Origin of the sequence: Curtobacterium sp. MCLR17_051 (genome assembly GCF_003234395.1) — a bacterium.
Classification (GTDB): Bacteria; Actinomycetota; Actinomycetes; order Actinomycetales; family Microbacteriaceae; genus Curtobacterium; species Curtobacterium flaccumfaciens.
In genome coordinates, this window is sequence record NZ_QKTA01000001.1 from 361,124 (window position 1) to 382,104 (window position 20,981).

18 protein-coding genes are annotated in these 20,981 nt (G+C 71.3%); 10 read left to right on the forward strand and 8 right to left on the reverse strand.

Annotated elements, in window-relative coordinates:
* Position 1: 1 nt before the first annotated feature.
* The 4 genes from DEJ06_RS01785 to DEJ06_RS18530 all read left to right on the forward strand — a co-directional run bounded on the left by DEJ06_RS01785 (position 2) and on the right by DEJ06_RS18530 (position 6,166).
* The gene (locus DEJ06_RS01785; protein ID WP_111038205.1) at positions 2-2,050 is read left to right on the forward strand and encodes a bifunctional aldolase/short-chain dehydrogenase; all 2,049 of its coding nucleotides are present in this window, start codon (positions 2-4) and stop codon (positions 2,048-2,050) included.
* 52 nt (positions 2,051-2,102) lie between these two features.
* Positions 2,103-3,590, forward strand: a complete 1,488-nt coding sequence (locus DEJ06_RS01790; RefSeq protein ID WP_111038206.1) for a rhamnulokinase family protein — start codon at positions 2,103-2,105, stop codon at positions 3,588-3,590.
* The gene (locus tag DEJ06_RS01795) at positions 3,587-4,912 is read left to right on the forward strand and encodes an alpha-hydroxy acid oxidase (protein ID WP_181436732.1); all 1,326 of its coding nucleotides are present in this window, start codon (positions 3,587-3,589) and stop codon (positions 4,910-4,912) included. The genes DEJ06_RS01790 and DEJ06_RS01795 overlap by 4 nt, the downstream gene beginning before the upstream one ends.
* Before the next feature lie 291 nt (positions 4,913-5,203).
* Complete coding sequence (locus tag DEJ06_RS18530) at positions 5,204-6,166, forward strand: glycoside hydrolase family 16 protein (RefSeq protein WP_258372407.1); 963 nt, start codon at positions 5,204-5,206, stop codon at positions 6,164-6,166.
* A gap of 117 nt (positions 6,167-6,283) precedes the next feature.
* Here the strand turns inward: DEJ06_RS18530 and DEJ06_RS01805 are convergent, their stop codons facing one another.
* Positions 6,284-6,646: a hypothetical protein gene (locus DEJ06_RS01805; protein ID WP_111038207.1), complete on the reverse strand. Its 363-nt coding sequence runs from the start codon at positions 6,644-6,646 to the stop codon at positions 6,284-6,286.
* A 195-nt stretch (positions 6,647-6,841) separates the two neighbouring features.
* Between DEJ06_RS01805 and DEJ06_RS01810 the strand changes: the two genes are divergently transcribed.
* Positions 6,842-8,383, forward strand: coding sequence for an MFS transporter (locus DEJ06_RS01810; protein ID WP_309146902.1), 1,542 nt, complete (start codon positions 6,842-6,844; stop codon positions 8,381-8,383).
* Entirely contained in the window at positions 8,376-9,356 is a 981-nt protein-coding gene (locus tag DEJ06_RS01815) for an alpha/beta hydrolase (protein WP_111038208.1), read from the forward strand. Before DEJ06_RS01810 ends, DEJ06_RS01815 begins: the two co-directional genes overlap by 8 nt.
* 65 nt (positions 9,357-9,421) lie before the next feature.
* On the opposite strand, the gene DEJ06_RS01820 is transcribed toward DEJ06_RS01815, so the two are convergent.
* From DEJ06_RS01820 to DEJ06_RS01830, 3 genes are all read right to left on the reverse strand, one after another.
* Positions 9,422-10,051 (reverse strand): hypothetical protein, encoded by a 630-nt coding sequence (locus DEJ06_RS01820; RefSeq protein WP_146245776.1) that lies wholly within the window; start codon positions 10,049-10,051, stop codon positions 9,422-9,424.
* Positions 10,052-10,425: 374 nt separating this feature from the next.
* The gene (locus DEJ06_RS01825; protein WP_111038210.1) at positions 10,426-11,520 is read right to left on the reverse strand and encodes an SGNH/GDSL hydrolase family protein; all 1,095 of its coding nucleotides are present in this window, start codon (positions 11,518-11,520) and stop codon (positions 10,426-10,428) included.
* A gap of 143 nt (positions 11,521-11,663) precedes the next feature.
* Positions 11,664-12,296 carry a TetR/AcrR family transcriptional regulator gene (locus DEJ06_RS01830; protein ID WP_111038211.1) on the reverse strand — a complete coding sequence of 211 codons (633 nt, stop codon included), beginning with the start codon at positions 12,294-12,296 and terminating at the stop codon, positions 11,664-11,666.
* 104 nt (positions 12,297-12,400) lie between these two features.
* On the opposite strand from DEJ06_RS01830, the gene DEJ06_RS01835 reads away from it, so the two are divergent.
* The 4 genes from DEJ06_RS01835 (at position 12,401) to DEJ06_RS01850 (ending at position 15,846) form a co-directional block, all read left to right on the forward strand.
* A complete protein-coding gene (locus tag DEJ06_RS01835) occupies positions 12,401-13,528 on the forward strand; it encodes an FAD-dependent monooxygenase (RefSeq protein WP_111038212.1) in 1,128 nt (375 codons plus the stop codon).
* Between the two features lie 71 nt (positions 13,529-13,599).
* Positions 13,600-14,172: a transcriptional regulator gene (locus DEJ06_RS01840; RefSeq protein WP_111029949.1), complete on the forward strand. Its 573-nt coding sequence runs from the start codon at positions 13,600-13,602 to the stop codon at positions 14,170-14,172.
* Positions 14,157-15,407: an MFS transporter gene (locus tag DEJ06_RS01845; RefSeq protein WP_111029948.1), complete on the forward strand. Its 1,251-nt coding sequence runs from the start codon at positions 14,157-14,159 to the stop codon at positions 15,405-15,407. The genes DEJ06_RS01840 and DEJ06_RS01845 overlap by 16 nt, the downstream gene beginning before the upstream one ends.
* 79 nt (positions 15,408-15,486) lie before the next feature.
* Complete coding sequence (locus tag DEJ06_RS01850) at positions 15,487-15,846, forward strand: hypothetical protein (protein ID WP_146245777.1); 360 nt, start codon at positions 15,487-15,489, stop codon at positions 15,844-15,846.
* A gap of 48 nt (positions 15,847-15,894) precedes the next feature.
* Here DEJ06_RS01850 and DEJ06_RS01855 read toward each other — a convergent pair whose 3' ends face one another.
* The 4 genes from DEJ06_RS01855 to DEJ06_RS01870 all read right to left on the reverse strand — a co-directional run bounded on the left by DEJ06_RS01855 (position 15,895) and on the right by DEJ06_RS01870 (position 20,871).
* Positions 15,895-16,365, reverse strand: coding sequence for a hypothetical protein (locus DEJ06_RS01855; protein ID WP_146245778.1), 471 nt, complete (start codon positions 16,363-16,365; stop codon positions 15,895-15,897).
* Between the two features lie 98 nt (positions 16,366-16,463).
* Positions 16,464-16,997, reverse strand: a complete 534-nt coding sequence (locus tag DEJ06_RS01860; RefSeq protein ID WP_111038215.1) for a hypothetical protein — start codon at positions 16,995-16,997, stop codon at positions 16,464-16,466.
* 38 nt (positions 16,998-17,035) lie between these two features.
* Positions 17,036-19,495: a bifunctional lysylphosphatidylglycerol flippase/synthetase MprF gene (locus DEJ06_RS01865; protein ID WP_111038216.1), complete on the reverse strand. Its 2,460-nt coding sequence runs from the start codon at positions 19,493-19,495 to the stop codon at positions 17,036-17,038.
* A gap of 44 nt (positions 19,496-19,539) precedes the next feature.
* A complete protein-coding gene (locus tag DEJ06_RS01870) occupies positions 19,540-20,871 on the reverse strand; it encodes an esterase family protein (RefSeq protein WP_111038217.1) in 1,332 nt (443 codons plus the stop codon).
* Positions 20,872-20,981 lie beyond the last annotated feature (110 nt).

The window sequence follows — 20,981 nt, forward strand, 5'->3', positions numbered from 1 at the left end:
AATGCACGGCACCGACGCAGACACCACGATCCGGGCGCTGGTCGCGCGCTCGAACGCGCTCGGCTCGGATCCGCGGATCACGAACTACGCGGGCGGGAACACCTCCGCCAAGGGCACTGACACCGACCCCGTCACGGGCGAACCGGTCGAGCTGCTCTGGGTGAAGGGCTCCGGGGGCGACCTCGGCACCCTCACCCCGGCGGGCCTCGCGGTCCTGCGAGTCGACCGCGTCCGGGCCCTCCAGGACGTCTACCCCGGCGTCGAGCGCGAGGACGAGATGGTCGCCGCGTTCGACTACACGCTGCACGGCAAGGGTGGTGCCGCGCCGTCGATCGACACCGCCATGCACGCCCTCGTCGACGCCGCCCACGTCGACCACCTGCACCCCGACGCCGGCATCGCGATCGCCACGGCAGCGGACGGTCCGGCCCTGACCGAGCGCATCTTCGGCGACCGGGTCGTCTGGGTGCCGTGGCGCCGGCCCGGGTTCCAGCTCGGGCTCGACATCGCAGGCGTCAAGCGTGACCACCCGGACGCCGTCGGCACGATCCTCGGCGGCCACGGCATCACCGCGTGGGGGGACACGAGCGACGAGGCCGAAGCGAACTCCCGCTGGATCATCGACACCGCCGAGCAGTACCTCGCGGAGCACGGCACGGCGAACCCGTTCGGCGGCCTCCGAGCGGGGTTCGAAGCACTGCCGACCGACGAACGTCGCGCACGCGCCGCCGCCCTCGCCCCCACGATCCGCGGCATCGCCGGGCACGACAAGCCGGTCGTCGGGCACTTCACCGACAGCGACGTCGTGCTCGAGTTCCTGGCGAGTGAGCGCGCCGAAGCACTCGCGGCCCTCGGCACCAGCTGCCCGGACCACTTCCTGCGCACCAAGGTCACGCCGCTCATCCTCGACCTGCCGGCCTCGTCGAGCGTCGACGAGCAGACCGGCCGCCTCCACGAACTGCACGAGCAGTACCGCGCGGACTACCAGGCGTACTACGACCGGCACGCGACGCCGGACTCCCCCGCGATCCGCGGCGCCGACCCGCTCATCGTGCTGGTGCCCGGTGTCGGGATGTTCTCGTACGGCAAGGACGCCCAGACCGCCCGGGTCGCCGGTGAGTTCTACGTGAACGCGATCAACGTGATGCGCGGTGCCGAGTCCGTCAGCACCTACGCCCCCATCGACGAGGCCGAGAAGTTCCGGATCGAGTACTGGGCACTCGAAGAGGCGAAGCTGCAGCGGATGCCCGCACCCAAGAAGCTCGCGACGCGCATCGCCCTGGTCACCGGAGCCGCATCGGGCATCGGCAAGGCGATCGCGAAGCGCCTGGCGGCCGAGGGCGCCGCCGTCGTCATCGCCGACCTCGACCTGGCGAAGGCGCAGGAGACCGCCGCCGAGATCGGCGGCCTCGACCAGGCCATCGGCGTCGCCGCGAACGTGACGGACGCCGCCGCGATCGACCAGGCGATCCAGCAGACGCTGCTGCACTTCGGCGGCCTCGACCTCGTCGTGAACAACGCGGGGCTGTCGTTGTCCAAGAGCCTGCTCGAGACCACCGAGCAGGACTGGGACCTGCAGCACGACGTGATGGCGAAGGGCTCGTTCCTGGTGTCGAAGGCCGCGGCGAAGGTGCTCATCGAGCAGGGCCTGGGCGGCGACATCGTCTACATCTCGTCGAAGAACTCGGTGTTCGCCGGGCCGAACAACATCGCGTACTCCGCCACGAAGGCCGACCAGGCCCACCAGGTGCGGTTGCTCGCGGCCGAGCTCGGTGAGCACGGCGTCCGCGTCAACGGCATCAACCCCGACGGGGTCGTGCGCGGCTCCGGCATCTTCGCGAGCGGCTGGGGCGCCAACCGCGCCAAGACGTACGGCATCGAGGAGCAGGACCTCGGCAAGTTCTACGCGCAGCGCACGATCCTGAAGCGCGAGGTCGTGCCCGAGAACGTCGCGAACGCCGTCTACGCCATCTGCACCGACGACTTCTCGCACACCACCGGCCTGCACGTGCCCGTCGACGCCGGCGTCGCCGCGGCCTTCCTGCGGTAGCGACGACCGACGACCAACGAGCGACGACCAACGAACCGAGCAGGAGCACGGCATGCACACCAGCGGCAGCGTCGCCGCGGTCGACCTCGGGGCGACCAGCGGCCGGGTGATCGTCGGCCACGTCGACCAGGACGGGGTCAGGATGGACCACGTCGCACGGTTCCCGAACGGCCCCGTCACCCTGCACGAGGGCGACGCCGACACCGGCCGCGACGCCCTGCACTGGGACGTCGTCGAGCTGTACCGGCAGGTGACCGAGGGGCTGCGGCGCGCGTTCGCCGAGCACCCCGCGATCGCCAGCATCGGCATCGACTCGTGGGCGGTCGACTACGGCCTGCTCCGCGACGGCCGACTGCTCGGGCTGCCGTCGCACTACCGCGACGACCGGCACCAGGGCGGTGTCGTCCCCGTGCACGACCGGATGGACGCCACCGAGCTGTACGCCCGGAACGGCCTGCAGCACCTGCCGTTCAACACCCTGTTCCAGTGGGCTGCCGACCCGTCGCTGCAGCTCGCGCAGCGTGCGCTGCTCGTCCCCGACCTGCTCGGGTACTGGCTGACGGGGGTCGAGGCGGCCGAGCGCACGAACGCCTCGACGACCGGGGCCCTGAACGCGACCACCCGTGGGTGGGACCCCGCGGTGCGGGCTGCTGCGGGCCTCCCGGCCGGGCTGCTGCCCACGCTGCGTGACCCGGGCGACCGACTCGGCCCCCTGCTGCCGTCCGTCGCCGAGCTCGTCGGCGGCCAGGCCGACGTGACGCTGGTCGGGTCGCACGACACGGCGAGCGCCGTCGTCGCGGTCCCCGCGACGGAGCCGGACTTCGCCTACATCTCGTCGGGCACGTGGTCGCTCGTCGGCGTCGAGCTCGACGCGCCCGTCCTGTCGGACGCGGCGCGACGCGCGAACTGCACGAACGAGGGCGGTGTCGACGGCCGTGTCCGGTTCCTGAAGAACGTGTCCGGACTGTGGCTGCTGTCGGAGAGCGTCCGCTCCTGGGAGCGCGGTGGCGACCACGTCGACCTGGAGGCCCTGCTCGCCTCCGCCGCGGCCGTCACCGCCACGGTCCCCGTCTTCGACCCCGCGGACGAGTCGTTCACGGCACCCGGCGACATGCCGGCGCGGATCGCCGCGTGGTGCGCGGCGCACGGGCTGAGCGCCCCCGCGTCGCGGGCGGAGTTCGTCCGGAGCATCCTCGAGTCCCTCGCGACGGCGTACGCCGAGACCCTGCGCACCATCGCCGACGTGACCGGCAAGACCATCCGGGTCGTGCACGTCGTGGGCGGCGGCTCGCAGAACCGGCTGCTCTGCCAGCTGACCGCGGACCGCACCGGCCTGCCGGTCGTGGCCGGACCGGTCGAGGCCACCGCACTCGGCAACGTGCTGGTGCAGGCGCGCGCCGCTGGACTCGCGGGCCTCGGAGGGGCTTCACTGGAGGCACTCCGCAGCATCGTCGCACGGAGCGTCGAGCCCGTGCGGTACACCCCGTCGGCGTCGTCGCGCGCCGATCCCGATCGATCCCCCGTCAGGAGCCACGCATGACCACGACCGACGACCAGCACCGGATCGACCCCGCAACCGGCGCACCGGCGCCCGCGACCGGGTCCGCGTCCGCAGCTCGCACGCGGGTCAAGCGGCAGCTGCCGACGGTGCGGGACCTCGCGCCGCTCATGCAGTTCAAGAAGCCGTCGCTGCCGGGTCGACGGCAGCGCCTCGAACAGGCCTTGACGATCTGGGACCTGCGGGACATCGCCGCCCGCCGCACCCCGAAGGCCGCGTTCGACTACACCGAGGGCGCGGCCGAGGCGGAGATCTCCCTCGCCCGCGCGCGGCAGGCGTTCGAGGACATCGAGTTCACCCCGGCGATCCTGCGGGACGTGTCGCGGGTGGACACCTCGCGCCAGGTGCTCGGGGCGCCGGTGTCGTACCCGTTCGGCATCGCGCCGACGGGCTTCACGCGGATGATGCAGACCGAGGGCGAGCGGGCCGGTGCCCGGGCAGCCGGACGTGCCGGCATCCCGTTCTCGCTCTCCACGATGGGCACCACCGCGATCGAGGACGTCCGCGACGCCAACCCGCACGGGCGCAACTGGTTCCAGCTGTACATGTGGAAGGACCGCGAGAAGTCGATGGCGCTGGTCTCCCGCGCCCAGCAGGCAGGCTTCGACACCCTGCTCGTCACCGTGGACGTCCCCGTCGCGGGTGCACGGCTGCGGGACAAGCGGAACGGATTCTCGATCCCGCCGCAGCTGAGTGCCCGGACCGTGGTGAACGCGATCCCGCGGCCGTGGTGGTGGTTCGACTTCCTGACCACCGAACCGCTGGCGTTCGCGTCACTCGACCGCTGGTCCGGCACCGTCGGCGAGCTGCTCGACCACATGTTCGACCCGACCGTCACCTACGAGGACCTCGCCTGGATCCGTGACCAGTGGCAGGGCAAGATCGTCGTGAAGGGCGTGCAGTCCCTGGCGGACGCCAAGCGCCTGGCCGACCTGGGCGTCGACGGCATCACGCTGTCGAACCACGGCGGCCGGCAGCTGGACCGCGCCCCGGTGCCCTTCCACCTGCTGCCCTCCGTGGTGAAGGAGGTCGGGAAGGACACCGAGGTGCACCTTGACACAGGCATCATGTCCGGCGCCGACATCGTCGCCGCCGTGGCCCTCGGCGCGACGTTCACGATGGTCGGCCGTGCCTACCTGTACGGGCTGATGGCCGGCGGCGAGGCCGGGGTGGACCGGATGATCCAGATCCTGTCCGAGCAGATCGAGCGGACCATGCGGCTGCTCGGGGTGGCCTCGCTCGACGAGCTCGAGCCGGGGCACGTGACGCAACTGCAGCGGTTGCAGCCGATCCCCCGGGCCTGAGCGGTCGGCTCCCCGCGCGTTGCATCGTGCACGTTCGGGCGGCGGACACCGGGCGTTCGTCGGTCGATTTCCGTGACGCCCCCCGAACGGGTCACAAATGATGCAAGATGTCCGTGGACGTGTCAACGAAACCCTCGGCATCCGGCCGGCTGGTGCGTCCGTCCCTCCCCGCATCCTGCGCCCGAGCATCCACGAGGAGCCCGACATCTCGACCCGAAGCACGTGCACGCCCTCGCGCGGCACGACCCCACGCACCACGTCCACGCCCCCGACCACCCGAGGGGGCACCCGATGATCCGCCACCGCGCGATCCTGGCGGTCGCGACCGCCGGCGCCCTGGTCCTCGGTGTCCCCACCGCCGCCTCCGCCCGCACCTGGTGGGGCTGGGACGGCGAGCGCCGCTGGCACAACGCACCGGTGAACCCCACCCCGACGCCGGCCCCGGACGAGACGGAGACCCCGGCCCCCACCGACGAGTGGGCCCCGGACACGGAGCCCGAGCAGGACTCCGCGCCGATCGAGGACTCCGCCCCCGTGGCCGAGCCCGCGCCCGACGCAGAGGCCGAGCCCGAGTCCGAGGCTGCGCCGGAAGCGGCACCCGAGGCTGAGGCCTCCCCCGCGGACCTGTCCGCGATCGCACCGGACGCCCCGTTCGTCGAGGACTTCACCACGAACGCCGTCACCGGCCTCGTCCAGTCGCTGTACCCGCAGTCGTGGCAGCCCTACCCCGACGGCACCTCGGGCATCTACGCGCCGAGCAAGACGGTGTCGGTGCACGACGGCGTGATGGACGTCGCCCTCGGCACCGGTGCCGGAGCAGCCGGCACCTTCGGCTCCTCCGCCGGCGCCTGGGACCACGTCGGTGGCTCCTTCTCGGTCCGCGCGAAGGCGACCGGCGGCGACGGCAACGGCGCGGCCTTCATGCTGTGGCCGACGTCGAACGTGTGGGCCGACGGCGAGATCGACTTCCCCGAGGGCAACTTCGAGGACAGCCCCTCGGTGTTCCACCACTCGATGACCCCGGGCAAGGAAGCCGAGCGCGTCCAGCTCGGCACCGGCGTCTCGTGGCGCGACTGGCACACCTACAAGGTCGACTGGGTCCCCGGTGAGTCCGTGACCTACAGCGTCGACGGCAAGGTCCTGGGCACGATCACGCACGACGTGCCGACGACCCCGCACCGCTTCATGTTCCAGGTCGGCAACTGGGGCGAGCAGGGCAACCTGCTCATCGACTGGGTCTCGACGACCGAGTAGCGTCCGCAGGTCCGCACCACGGACGGACGGGAGGCCCGGTGCCAGCTGGCACCGGGCCTCCCGTCCGTCTGCGTGGTCGCGTCTGCTCGACGCGGCGCGTCCTGCGGACCCTGTGGGCTAGTGCTTCTCGTCGACGAGCGCGATGAAACGACTACCGATGCCCTCGACCTCACGCCGCGTCAGGCCGGCGGTGGGCTCGGGCGCCTGGTACGGGGCGTGGTAGTCGCACATCAGGTAGTCCCACTCGGGCCACCACTTCTTCGGGCGCGCCTCTTCGTCGAAGCCGCAGACCACGCACTCCAGGCGCGTCCAGACCTTCTTCGTGCCGGTGCGGTTGGCCCGGGACTGCACGAGCCAGGCGGGCGGGTCCTGCTCGATCGCGTCGAGCTCCGCTTCGCTCAGGCGCGACGGGATGCCGTGGCGGGTCGCCATCTCGAGGGGGATGTCGAGCCGGACGGCGGCTTCGCGGCGGGAGAGCATCCGTCCAGGGTAGGTCCTGCCACTTCCCACCTCGAACTGCGACGGCAGCAACCGGGACGTCCGCCGCGGACTTTCCTCGAGTGGGCAGTCCGTGTATGGTCTCGATCACTGAGGTAAAAGGCGCCGCGATCTGCGACGCACCCGCACGCGGCATCGAACGAGTCGCCACTTCTTCCCTCGAAGGAGTGCGCCATCGTGTCCCCCAGTCCCGCTCGCACCACCGGGCACAGGCCCGGCGGTGGTTCTTCTCCTCGTCTGCGCGACGCCTGGATCGCCCTCGCCGGGCTGTCCGCGGTGTTCCTGTTCGAGATGCTCGACAACTCCGTGCTCAACGTCGCCCTGCCGACGATCGGTCGCGACCTGGGCTCGTCGACGACGGGCCTGCAGTGGGTCTCGGGTGCCTACTCGGTCGCCTTCGGAGGGCTGATGCTGCTCTTCGGCGCCGTCGCCGACCGCATCGGACGCCGCCGGGTCATGTTCGCCGGGCTCGTCCTGCTGGCCCTGGCGAGCCTCGCCACGGCGGTGGTCACGTCGACCGAGCAACTGATCGCCGTGCGCGTCGCGATGGGCGTCGCCGCGGCGATGACGACGCCCGGGTCGATGGCGCTCGCGTTCCGACTCTTCGACGACGAAGGTCTCCGGGTGCGGGCACTCACCGTCATCTCGACGGCCGGGCTCGTGGGACTGGCCATCGGGCCGACCGTCGGCGGGTTCGTGCTCGCCGTCGCCCCGTGGCAGGTGCTGCTGCTGGCCGACGTGCCCATCGCGGTCCTCGCACTCGTCGGCATCCGGCTCGGTGTCGCCCGCGACGAGGATTCAGGGCTCCATCGTGATCCGGTCGACGTGGTCGGAGCGCTGCTCGGTACCGTGACCACGGCCGGAGCGCTCGTGGCGCCGACGATCCTGGTCGAGTCCGGAGCCGCTGGCTGGTGGGGGTGGGCCGTCCTCGCCCTCGCCGTCACCTGCGCTGTGGGGTTCGTCGCCCGCGAGCGGACCGCGCGGCACCCGCTGATCGACCTGCACCTGCTCGCCCGACCACTCGTCTCGAGCGGCCTCGCGTTCAAGGCCGCGTCGGGTCTGGCCGTCGCCGGACTGTCGTACCTCGTGACCCTGCAGCTGCAGTTCGCCTGGGGCTGGCCGCCGGCCCTGGCCGCCGTCGGGACGCTGCCGCAGGTGGTCGTACTGCTCGTCGGCGGCCGCTTCGTCGGGCCGTTCGTGCAGCGGGTCGGCCTGAACCGCGCCGCCTGGATGAGCGCCGTCTCGGTCGTCGCAGGGCTCGCGGTCTTCGGCGCCCTGAGCCGGTACGGGTACCCCTGGGTGCTCGTCGCGCTCGTGCTCGTCGCGGCCGGCATGCGGGTCGTCGGCGTCGTCGCCGGCGCGTCGGTCCTCACGGGGCTGCCCGCGGACCGCACCTCCGTCGGAGCAGCGCTCGTCGACACCTCGAGCGAGCTCGCGGGTGGTGCCGCCGTCGCGGCGGCGGGGACCATCGTCGCCGCCTTCGTCGCCGGGAGCATCACCACGACCACCTGGACCGCCGTCCGGCTCGAGGGCTTCCAGGACGCCCTCACCGTCGCCGGGCTCGGCCTCGCCGCGGTCGCAGCACTGCTCGTCGTGGTCGGCATGCTCCAAGCCCGGCCCGCCGTCGAACCAGAGGACGAGGCCCCGTCCGACCCTGCCGACACCGCCCCTGCACACACCGACCCGACCACCATCACCGAGGAGACCTCCCGTGTCTGACACCATCGCCCTCCCCCGCCCGCCGTTCGATCCCGAGTTCGTGCCCTTCCTCACCGCCATGGATGCGCGCGGCCGCTTCCACCTCACGGCGCAGATGCTGCCGCAGATGCGACAGCTGGACATGACCGAGGCGCAGCTCGACGAAGGACTGCATGCTCGCGGCCTCGAGCGCAGCAGCATCACGATCCCGGGGCACCGCGGTGACCCGATCGACCTCGCCGTGATCCAACGCACCGGCCGCACCGGCACGGCTGCCCTGGCCTACGCGATCCACGGCGGCGGCATGATGTTCGGCCACCACCTCGGCAACCTCGACTCCTACGACGAGTGGCTGCTGGTGCACGACGTGGTCCTGGTCAGCCCGGACTACCGCCTGGCTCCGGAACACCCGGACCCGTACCCGGTCGAGGACTGCTACGCCGGTCTCGTCTGGGCAGCCGAGCACGCCGACGAACTCGGCATCGACCCGGAGCGCATCGTCCTCGTCGGGCAGAGCGCCGGCGCCGGTCTCGCCGCCGGCACCGCCCTCCTCGCCCGCGACCGACGGGGGCCCTCCGTCATCGGCCAGGTGCTCGTGAGCCCCATGCTCGACGACCGCGACGCGACCCTGTCGGCTCGGCAGTTCGACGGTGTCGGGGTCGCCGACCGGGAGATGACACGGTTCGGCTGGGACGCCTACCTCGGTGACCGGCGGGGCGGCGAGGACGTGTCGATCTACGCCGCACCCGGCCGCGCGACCAACCTCGCCGGGCTCCCGCCCGCGTACATCGACTGCGGCAGCACCGAGGTGTTCCGCGACGAGACCGTCGCCTACGCCAGCTCGCTGTGGGCGGCAGGGGTCCAGGCGGAACTGCACGTGTGGCCGGGAGCGTTCCACGGATCGACGAGCATGATGCCCGACGCGACGCTGTCGCGGCGGGCCGTGCGGGCCCTGCGCGAATTCACCGGGCGTCTCCTCAGCCCGGCGGTTTGACGGCAGTCCCGGCACGAGCGCATCGCGGCGCTCGTGCCGGGACCGGCTCCTGTTCGCAGCAACAGCTAGATCCGGTCCAGGGACACCACCGTGACGACGATCGGCCACGCCTCACCGTCGAGCTGCACGGACCGCAGCCCGCGCGGCAGGGCTTGTCGGTCTTCGGACTCAACGACGACTCCCTGCAGCCCGATGAGGTGCCCGGAACCCCTGCTGTAGTGCACGCGATCACCGACGACGGGCATGATGATGGTGTCCGCCGCCAGCTCCTCTGCAGCGAGTTCCACGGTGAGAGGCCAAGACTCCGTGAGCACCTCGGCGAGCTGTGCCTCGAACACGCCGCGTTCGTCGAGCTCCGCGTCGCCCGACTCGGGATCCACGATCCTCGCGACTGGCAGGATCTGCTGGCCGATCGTGCGCGCGACTCCGCATCCGATCGCGACACCCAGGCCGGCGAGGGACAGCCCCGTGCTCGCCGTCTCGAACCGCAACGTGACTGGATCAGCAACGACCTGACGGAGTCCGCCCTTCGAGCCGCCGCCGGTGTGCGCTCGCACGGCAGTCGCCTGCACCGCGCCGTGGATTCGTGGCGCGACCGGAGCTGCTCTCGTCCGCCGGAGATCACCGCCGAACTGCTCTCCGAGATGCTTCGTGAACGCGAGGGCGCCAGGCCGTCGCTCGTCGCAGTTGTCCATCGGGTCGCCTTCGGGTCGGCTTCTCGCAGCCTCGGGTCAGGCTGTTTCCGGACCGTACTGCCGGACCATCCGCCCACACGACGGTTCCTCACCGATTTTGCGGTAACCAGCAACGCCGATTCGTCGTCCGCATCCGCGCAGCCCTCACGAGGACTGAAACCGCCGCTGAGCACGATGAGTGGCAAGCCGACCAGCAACGCGGCCCCCGCCCGGAAGTCCATGAGAGACGGACGGGAGGTGGGCCCCACCAGCCGGTACCGGAGCACCGCGCCAGCGGGGTGACGGCCGTGCCTGGAGGGACGGTGCCAGCTGGCACCGGGCCTCCCGTCCGCCTGCTGGTCGCGTCGACGACGCGACCAGCAGGCGCTGGTGCGTCAGCGCGATCCGACGATCGCGGCCTTGGTCTGGTCACGCAGGTACGCGATGCCGGCAGCGTTCGGGTGGAGTGCGCCGAAGAGGATGCTGTACTTCGTCCCGGCCAGCGGCGTGCTGTTCGCGGCGGTGCCGCGGTCGGTCAGGGTGAGTCCCGCCATCCATGCGGAACCCGACGCGGCACAGGGGGTGTGCGCGGCAGACCCCTGGAGCGTCGAGACGTAGGTGAACCCACGAGCCTTCGCCGCAGCCTTGACCGCTGCGTCGAGCGCGTTCTGGGTGCGGTGGAAGTAGGCGGTGTCGGTGGCGGTGAAGGGGAACGCGTTCTGCGGGAACGGCGGTTCGAGACCGGAGTCACCGAGGAGACTCGAGAAGCATCCCTTCGGGGCCTGCGCCGCACCCGGCGCGAGCATCGGGTAGCCGACGACGAACACCTTCGCCTGCGGAGCACGCTGCGCGATCACGCGGAACGTCGCAGCGAGCCGAGGTGCCACGACCGTGCGGATGCGCGATGCGAGACGATCCCGCGTGACGCCGTGCACGACCGGTGCGTAGTAGTCCTTGCAGTGGTCGTAGGTCTTCCCGTGGATCTCCGAGAACACCGGGCCGGCCTTGTCCAGCGCGACGCAGTTCGCGATGACGCCGGAGAACCCCAGGTCGTTCCCGCCGATCGACACCGTGACGACGTCCGTGTCCTTGGAGAGCGCGTCGGCCTGGACGGGCGCGGTGGCACTTCCGGCTCCGGTCTTCTGCGCGACCCGGGAGATGTTGCCGGTGGTGGCACCGGCGCAGGCACGGTCGTCGAGCTGGAGTCCCAGTGACGCTGCGACCTGGTGCGGGTAGTCGGTGGTGGACTGGAAGCAGCCGGCTGCCGGACCCGAGCCGTAGGGGGCGACGCCGAAGCCGCCCGCGTACGAGTCGCCGAGGGCCACGTAGTTGTCACCGCTGGCGGCGGCTACGGACTGGGTGGGCGCCGCGCCGTCGGCGTTGGCCGCGGAGACGGGCCCGGCCGCCCCGACAGCGAGCGCTGCCGCCGTGAGGACGCCACTGGTGATCAGCAGCGCGTTGGTCCGGCGGAGGCGAGGAGCGTGACGCATGGAGCAGGTTCCTTCCAGAGGGCCTATTCGACAGACGATCGTCTGACAAGTAGACGGTAGGTCGGTACGACGCCCCGCGCCATGAGAGGGCCACCAGGTGCATCGGATGCATTCCGCGCACCCGCCCTGTCCCTCGACGTGGATCAGGCCGGCGCGCACCAGGTGGACAGGTGGTCCAGCGCCGCTCCGGCCGTGGCCACCAAGCGCTTGCGGGTCGATTCCCGGTCGGCGTCCGCGAGCACCGCGTCGCCGATGGCCTCGGTGGTCTGCTGCACGACGGCCACGAGCGCGGCAGCCTGAGCACGCCGGGTCATCGAGTCGAAACCCGTGTCCGCCAGTTCTACTGCCACTGCGGACGTAACCTCGTCGTAGAACTCCAGCGCCCGTCGCCGGAGCACCGCGCTGAGCCGGCACTGCGCTGGGAACTCCCCTCGCGCCAAGGCCGGGTCCTCTGCGACGTACCGATCGACATCCTCGAGCACGATGGTGCGCATCGCTTCCGCGGGTGACTGCTGCGCACCTCGGTCCGCAACCGCAGCTCGGATCTTCTCGAGCACCTCATCGGCTCGGTCGAACACCAGATCGGGTTTGGTCGGGAAGTAGTTGTAGACGGTCTGATCCGAGACGCCTGCAGCTCGGGCCACGTCTGACATCGACACCTCGTCGTACCCGTGCTCAGCGAACAGGCGTGCAGCAACGTCACCCAGGCGCTCGCGGGTCTCCCGTTTCTTGCGCTCTCGCAGCCCCGACGGAACACCCTCGCTCGACTCCACCATCCCCCGAGTCTGACACGAAACGTTGAGTGACCCAAAGTTCTGGTACGTTGGCCGAAGTTAGAGTCACTACAAGTTCGGTGGATACCGAGGAACGAGGACGATCGATGACCACGCAGACACAGGAACAGGTACTCATCGCAGGAGCGAGTTTCGCTGGGCTCACGACCGCGCTGTGGATGCGTCGGCTCGGGTACGACGTCTCGATCGTCGAGGTCGCTCCCGGGTTGAAGCGAGGCGGCACCCCGGTCGACATCCGGGACGACACCATCGCGATCGTGGATCGGATGGGCCTGCTCGAGCAGATCTCGGCGAAGGCGCTCGCGCCGCGGGTGACGGAGTTCACGACGCCGGAGGGAGACCGCATCGCGCGGATGGATCCCGTGCCGCCCTCGGCCGGATCGACGGGCGACGGCTACGAGATCCACCGCGACGACCTGCTCGACATCCTCGCCGCCGCGACCGAGGGCGAGGTGGAGATGCTGTGGAACAACTCGGTCACATCCCTGCACGAGACCGACGAAGAGCGCGTGCACGTCACCTTCCGCGACGGAACCGAACGGGACTTCTCCATGGTGTTCGGCTGCGACGGCAACCACTCCACAGTGCGTCGACTGCACTTCGGGCAGGAAGCGCTGTACAGCCACTTCCTGCGGACGTACTTCTCCGTCGCCACCCTCGACGACCTCGTCATCGAACCGCAGACAACCCAGATCACCAACGCACCGGGCGTCACGATGCTGGTCAACTCGTACGACACCACCACCGACCTCGTCCTCGGCTTCCGCTCCGAGCAGGAGATCCTCTTCGACCACCACGACGAAGCGGCACAGAAGCGCATCCTCCGCGAGCACATGCTCCGGGCCGGTTCGCCGTTCTCGGACCACGTCGACGAAGCCATCGGCGCCGAGACCTTCTACTTCGACAAGCTCAGCCAAATCAAGATGCCGGCGTGGACGTCCGGCCGCGTCGCACTCGTCGGCGACGCCGGTTACTGCCCTTCCCCGGCCGCCGGGATGGGCGGCTCGCTCGCCATCATCGGCGCCACCGCACTCCACGACGCTCTTCGGGAAGCGGACGGCGACGTCGAGCAGGCATTCGCTGACTACGAGCGCGCGCTCCGGCCGGTCGTCGACGCGGTACAGCACGACGCCGAGCACATCGGTGTCAGCAGCTACTTCCCCGCGACCGCAGACCAGATCGATGCGCGCAACAGGATGCTGCTCGACCGCTGAGTACGGACGCCCCGCGGTTGCGCCTGTTCGAAACAATTCCACAAGACTTCTTGTGCGTATAGGGTCGCACCATGACCCAAGGACGGATCGACGACCCCGCCCAGATGCGCGCCCTCGCTCACCCGACACGCCTGCGCATCCTCGGCCTGTTGCGTGCGAACGGCCCGCAAACCGCCGCGACGATCGGCGAGGTGATCGACGAAGCGCCCGGCACGATCAGCTACCACTGCACCCGACTCGCCGCCGCGGGCTTCATCGAACCCGCTCCCGACGCGGGCACGGACCGACGTGAGCGCTGGTGGCGAGCCGCGCACGACGCCTCCGTGTGGGAGCTCGCCGATGCGCTCGACGACCCGGAGCGGTTGCTCGCCACCAACACCCTCGACCACGCGGTCGCCCGCGTGTACGCCGCGAACTACGAGGCGTTCGTCGACCTCGCGCCGACGTTCGGACGCGAGTGGGTGTCGGCGTCCTCGAGCTCGGACCGCGTGCTCCGCCTGACGGCAGCCGAGCTCCAGGACATGGGCGAGGAACTCCGCGGCGTCGTGGACCGCTGGGCTGGTGTCGCTGCCGAGCACCACGCCGGCGACGGCTCCGAGCAGGTCTTCGTGCTGAACCAGGCATACCGATGGCCTCGCGGCTGAGCCCCCGGGCGCAACTGCGCGCACTGCTCGCGGTGCAGGTGGTGTCGCGCATCGGGAACGTCATCACCACCATCACCGTGCCGTTCGCCGTCCTCGCGCGTGGCGGCTCCGCCACCGACGTCGGCATCGCCGCGTTCATGGCGACGGTGCCGATCGTGCTCGGCGGCCCGTTCGGCGGTGCCATCGTGGAGCGGGTCGGCTTCGTCCGCTCGAGTGTCGCGTCCGACGTCGTCAGCGGGCTCACCCTGCTCGCGATGCCGGTGCTCGCCTGGACCGTCGGTCTGCCGTTCTGGGCGCTCCTCGCGCTCGTGTTCGTCAGCGGGCTGTTCGACACCCCGGGTGAGTCCGCCCGACGGGTGCTCCTGCCGGGGCTCGCGACCGCGGCAGGCGTGCCGCTCGAACGTGCCGTCGGCCACTTCGAGGCGTCGTCACGGCTGTCGGTGCTGATCGGTGCGCCCCTCGGCGGGACCCTGGTCGCCGTCCTCGGTCCGATGCCGGGTCTCGCCTGCGTGGCGATCGCCTTCGGGGCAGCCGCGATGCTCATGGCGCTGACGGTCCGCGGTGCGGTGGCGCCGGTCGCGTCCGGCGAGCCCGTGGAGTCGCAGGGGTACTGGCGCGACATCGCCGACGGGTTCCGGTTCTGCGTCCGCGATCCCCTGTTCCGGCTCGTGGTCGCGCTGGTGCTCGTGACGAACCTGCTCGACGCCGCACGCTCGACCACGCTCCTGCCGCTCTACGCCGACCAGCAGCTCGGCGGCGCGCAGGCGCTCGGGCTCGTCACCGGTGTCTTCGGGGGTGCGGCGTTCCTCGGCTCCGTCGCCTTCGGGTACGTGGCGCACCGCGTGCCACGGCGGTTGGTCTTCGCCCTGTGCTTCGTGCTCGCCGGCGGGCCGTCCCTGGTGGTCCCGGCGCTCGGGCTCGGCCTGCCGTGGATGCTCGCCTCGGCTGCGCTGTCCGGGCTGGCGGCCGGGTCGATCAACCCGATCCTCGGAGCCGTCGAGCTCGAGCGGATCCCGGAGCACATGCGCGCGCGGGTGTTCGGCCTGCTCGGTGCCGGCGCGTGGGCGGGCATCCCCGTCGGCGGCCTGCTCGCCGGGCTCGCTGCCGACGGTGTGGGGGTCGAGGCCACCTTCGCCGTCGTCGCGGTCGTGTACACGGTCGTGACGCTCACGCCGCTGCTCGGCGGATCATGGCGGCTGATGGAACGCCGCTCGGTCACGGTGTCGGCGGCTTGACTTCCGGTGGTCCGCCCGAACCGCCGCCTAGGCTGCGGAGGTGACCAGGCACCGGACGGACACCCGACGAGCGATCGTCGTGACCGTTCTGGTCGTGGCTGCCGCGGCCGTCCTGTTCATCGGTCTGCGCGCCGCACTGCTGTTCGCGGGGGCGACGGAAGGCGACGTGCCGACGTCGTCGTCGATCCCCCTGCCTGCGGGAAGCAGGGTGGTCCACGAGGACGAGGAGTGCGCATCCGGTGGATGCTGGTCGGTCGTGTCCGTGCAGCCGCCGACGGGAGTGAGCCCGTCCGAACTGTCGACGACGTTGGGCACCGAGCCGTTCGCAAAGCTGCCCGGGACGCTGTGGGATCCCCGCGTCGTCAATCTGACGTCGGAGGTACAGGGCGAACTTCTCGTGGTCCGAGCGGACTACTGGTCGCGCGAACTCCCACCCTGACCGGCGGGTGGGGCTGTCACCTGACGCCTGCGCCGTCACCGACCGGGGTCAGTGACTGTCGGTCATCCCGCTGCTGACGTACGAGGAGTTGACCGTGTCGTCGGTGAGCGTGCAGTTGTAGACGGCGTACGGGTCGGTGTGCCCGTCGTCGAAGGTGAAGGGGTAGATGAGCTGGTAGGTCCCGTCGCTGCCCGGGTACCCCGACGGGTCGTTCGTGAACGTCAGGGTGACCCCGGCATCCGCGGCCCCCTTGCTGCACTCGTCGTAGATGTGCTGCGCGAGCGCCGACGTCCCGGGGTCTTGCGACGGGGACGACGACGGAGTCGACGGAGGTTGGTTCACCGGGGTCGCGGCGTCGGTCGCGGTCGGAGACTGGGACGGCACCGGGGTCTTGTCCCCGGTCATCGCCGTGGTGGCGGACGGCGGCGGAGTCGCGGTGCTCGCAGCACAACCGCTGAGGGCGGCGACCATGACGCAGGCGGCCAAAGCTGTGACGCTGACGCGGGTTCGGGTGTTCATCGGTGGTCTCTCCTTCTGTCGGAGCAGAGGTCGCTCACTGAGAGATGTCGCGGAACGACGGATCCTGACACCGACAGCGGCCTCCACCACGAACAGGTTCAGCCGCCGCTGCGCTCCCGACGACGCACCCGCAGCGTGCCGATCCCCTGCACGATGCAGACGACACCGCTCGCGACGACGATGACCCCGGTCACGATCCGGCCGATGGAGACCCCGCCGAACAGCAACGGCGCGACCGCGACACCGATGAAGATCGCGCCCATCACGATGACGACGACCGGGTTCTGGGCGACGAAGAACCGGCGCCCACCGTTCGCTTCGGCGATCGCCCGGTCCCGAGCACGCGGGACGGCGTCCGGCGACCGACCAGCGCGGCGATCTGCACGCCGTCGCCGACTGCGCAGGACCAACCACACCGCCGCGCCGATGACCACGGCCGCTCCGATCGCGATCCACTCGACGAGCTGGAAGAACCCGAAGACCATCACCAGGACGAACCCGACCGCGATGCCCACGAACATGTCCGAGGTCATCCGGTCGGTCCGGCCGTCGACACTCGTGACGTAACCGGGGCGGCGTTCGTACGGATCGTGCTCGTCCACGGCCGGTCCGTCGGCCCGTTCGGTTCCCATGCTCCGAACGTACCGACGGCGCTGGGGAACCGTCCGGGTCAGCCCACTCGTTCACCCGGCTTCTCGGCCCGGACCCCGTGCGCCGGACGCCGCTCCCGAACGATCGCGACCGCCTGGCGCAGCGACAACCCTGGCAAGTAGGTACGGACGATCGCGACGCCGATCGTGGGCAGCGCCACCGGGTCCGGGTACGCCATCACCAGGGGGTGCAGGTCTGGCCCGAACTTCGCCTTGAAGCGCAGCAGGGAGCGGAACCCGTACACCGGCTCGAGCGCACCGCCGACGACGTCGAGGACCGATTCGACGCCGCTCCGCCCGGCCCCCTGCGGCTCGGCCGACGAGGCGAGCGGGGCGGCGGACAGGCTGAGCCGCTCGGCACCGTCGGCGCGCATCCGGTCGACTGCACTCGCGACCAGGAACTCCATCACACCGTTCGGGGCGTCCGGGGCGCGGCGCATCACGTCGAGCGTCCATCCGACCACCTGCCCGGCGCGGTACGCCGGCAGCCAGCTGGTGACGGCGAGGACGGTGCCGTCCTCGCTCAGGGCGACGAGCGTCCGGACGGCGGGGTCGCGCATCTCGTCGATCCCGCCCAGGGTGAACCCCATCTCGGGCAGTTCGCGCTCGGCGACCCACTCCTCCGAGATCGCCTCGATCTGGCGTGTGACCGAGCCGGGCAGCGAGGCCCAGTCCGACCAGAGCGCGGTGGTGCCGGATCGTGCGGCCTTGTTGACGGCCGTGCGGACGTCCTGCTTGCGCTTGCCCGTCGTCGTCCAGGTGCGCGGGTCGAGGTCGGCGTCCTCGGCCACGGGAAGGGTCGTCCAACCGAGCCGGGCGAGCGCAGCGCCGAGGGTGGCGTCGATGCCGTAGAAGACGGGCGTCCACCCGTGGTCGTCCGCGGCCCGTGCGAAGCCCTCGAGGGCGGCCAGCCGCGCGTCCTCGTGTCCGAAGGGGCCGCCGGTCGTCACGGCGACGCTCCCGGTGCGGTGGTAGGCGACACCGGCGCGGCCGTCCTCGGTGAACCAGTACTCGTTGCCGGGCCAGGTGGTCATCCACCCGAAGGTGTCACCACCGCCCGCGACCAGCAGGGCCCGAGCGGCCACCCGAGCGGCGTCCTGCCCGTCGAGGTCGCTGTCCGAGCGTCCGGCCCCGGTCGGCCGGACCGCGGCGATCGCCACGGCGAGCCACAGGAGCGGGCCGGAGACACCCACGACGAACCGCAGCGCCGGGTCGGCCTGCGCCAGGTGTGTCGGCAGGGTCACGGGGGCGATCGGGCCGAGCACGGCGAGCGCCAGGTGGAGGGGCTCGCGCACGCTGTCGCCCGAAGCCACGGCGACACCGACGACGACGACCGCGAGCACCACGGCCGAACCGGCGACCGTCAGGACGAAGGTCCGCAGTCGTCGCTGGTCGGTCCGGACCGGGAAGTCCGCGCGGCGCAGGACGAGCACCACGGCGGTCGCGATCGGCACCAGCACCGACGCGGCGATCGAGAGCGAGACCGCGAGGTGGTCCGACGCCAGGCGCTGCACGACGGCGTGGTGGCGTTCGGGCAGCACCCCGTACGAGACGGCGGTCGCGACGCCGGAGACGAGGTCGACGGTCGCGACGAGCCACAGTGCGAACCGGCTCCCGCGCCGGAGTCCCACCGCGCCGACCGCCAGGACCACGAGCGGCATCACGGCCAGCAGCGAGTGGAACAGGCCGTGCGGGTGCACCTCGGCGAGCGCCCGGACGCAGCTGGCGGTCACCCCGGTCACCGAGCAGTGCGGCATCCGTCCGGTCGGCCCGGTGTCGAGCACCACGGCGAGCGGGGCGAGCAGCCCGAACTGGGCACCGGTGACGAGCGCGAGGACGGGTCCGACGGCCGACACGGTCACCGCGGCCACGAGCAGCACCCGGGTCTCGCGTGATGAACTCCGGGTCCAGCCGCTCCGCACCGGCGACCGTCGCAGCACGCGGCCGAGCACCAGGCCGACGACCAGGGCGAGCGCAGCGTGCAGGTCGGACGCGTGTCCGGCGTAGAGCAGCAGTGCCGCGACGACGGCGATCGACACCACCCGGATCCGGCGTCGCCACAGGGCGCCGGCGAACGCGCTCGCGGTGACGATGGTGCCGACGATCCACGTCCAGGGTCCGACGTGCCCCAGGTGCACGAGGAAACCGCGGTTCGCCGGGGCGCCGTCGAACAGCTGCAGCAGGGCGCCGAGCCCGGTCCCCACCACGGTCGTGACGACCATCGCGAGCAGGGTGCGCCGCCAGCCGAGCAGCCGTTCGGACGCCGCGGTGCAGACAACGACGGCGACGAAGGTGACGAGGAACCCGACGACGCTGCTCGTCACCGCGACCACGCCGAGCGGACCCATCGTCCCGCCGAGTGTGTCGAGCGTCCGACCGTCCTTCGTGCCGAGGCACCTGAGCACCACGGCGGCGATGCCGGCGACGATCGTCAGGGCCGAGACGACGCTCGTCAGCGGGTACCGACGGGCTGCCGGCACGAGCCGTCTCGGATGCGCCCACGCGAGGGCCGCGACCACCGCGCTCACCGCAGGCCCAGGTGCGCGATGACGCCGGGCATCCCGACGCGCAGCGCGTAGCGGACGGTGTTCCAGTCATGGGCGGAGCCCTCGGACACGAACAGCCGGGTCCGCATGCCGGCGGCGTCCGCGGCGGCGCGGAGTGCCGTGGTCGATGCGACGTAGGGGGCGTCGTCGCTGCCGTAGGCGAACACCGTCAGGTGCCCGGGGTAGGGACCGTGCGCACGCATGATCGCCCGCGGTGCCGCTTCGGCGTACCGCGAGGCCGAGCCGCCGAACCCGTACCGGATGCTGTGCTGGACGGAGCCGTTCAGGGGTGCGAGCTCGCTCGAGATGGCGAAGGTCGTGCCGAACACGCCGGGGTGTGCGGTGGAGAACTGCATGGCACACGTGGCTCCCTGCGAGAACCCGACGATGCCCCAGGCCGAGGGCGCTGCCCCGACGCGCAGGTGCTGCCGGATCCAGTTCGTGGTGTCGGTCATGATGTACGTCGCGGAACGGCCGAGGGACGAGTCGACGCACATCGGGTTCCGGTCCGGTGCCCCGAGTTGATCCGGCGCGACGACGATCGGGGCGAGTCCGTGGTGGGCCTCGGCGAACGCGTCCATCACCGCGCCGAGCCGACCGGCCTGGAACATGTCGCTCGGCTGCCCGGGTTGCCCGGCCAGGCTGATGAGGACCGGCAGGGTCGGTGGTCGCTCGGTCAGGGCAGCCGGCGGCAGGTACACCACCGCCGGCCGTGCGTGGAAGTGGGAGACGGTCGACGGGATGGTGACCGAGAGCACCTTCCCGCGTCGCGGCATGTCGGCGGGCGCCCGCCAGGTGGCCGGGTCGACCACCGGACTGGAGGCGCGACCCACCCCCGTCTCGTGTCCCAGCGGACCCGACGGGTACGGATCGGTCGTCACGGCCTGCTCGATCGTGCGGTACGCCCCGAAGTCGACGTTGACGCCGAGGACGGCGGCCAGGGCCACCGCCACCGCCGCGAGCACGCCGAGCACGCGGCGGAGCCAGCCGCCCTGGACGACCGTCACGACGAGGAGCCCGACTCCACCGAAGGCAAGGGCCACCCACATCCGGGTGATCGGGGTGAACGACACCCCGTACAGGTCCTGCACGTCCCCGAACCACCACACCGCGACCAGGCCGATCACGGCGCCGACGGCCACGGCGCCGAGCCGCCAGAGCAGGCCCCGGACCGGATGGCGGGAGCGATGGCCGAACGCCGGCAGGAGCGCGGCGACGGTGAGGAGCCCCGCGGCGACGTCCACCGGGACGAGCACGGACGGTGCGACGACGGCGACGTGGAACAGGGGTCGGAGCAGATCGTGGAACATGGGGCCTCCCGGCGGACGGTGCAATCGTGGCGGCGGCCCGCTGCGAACGGGGCACCGAGGCGCTTCCGGTTCCCACAGTTCCCACCTGTGCGGCTCCCAGGCGGCACTCG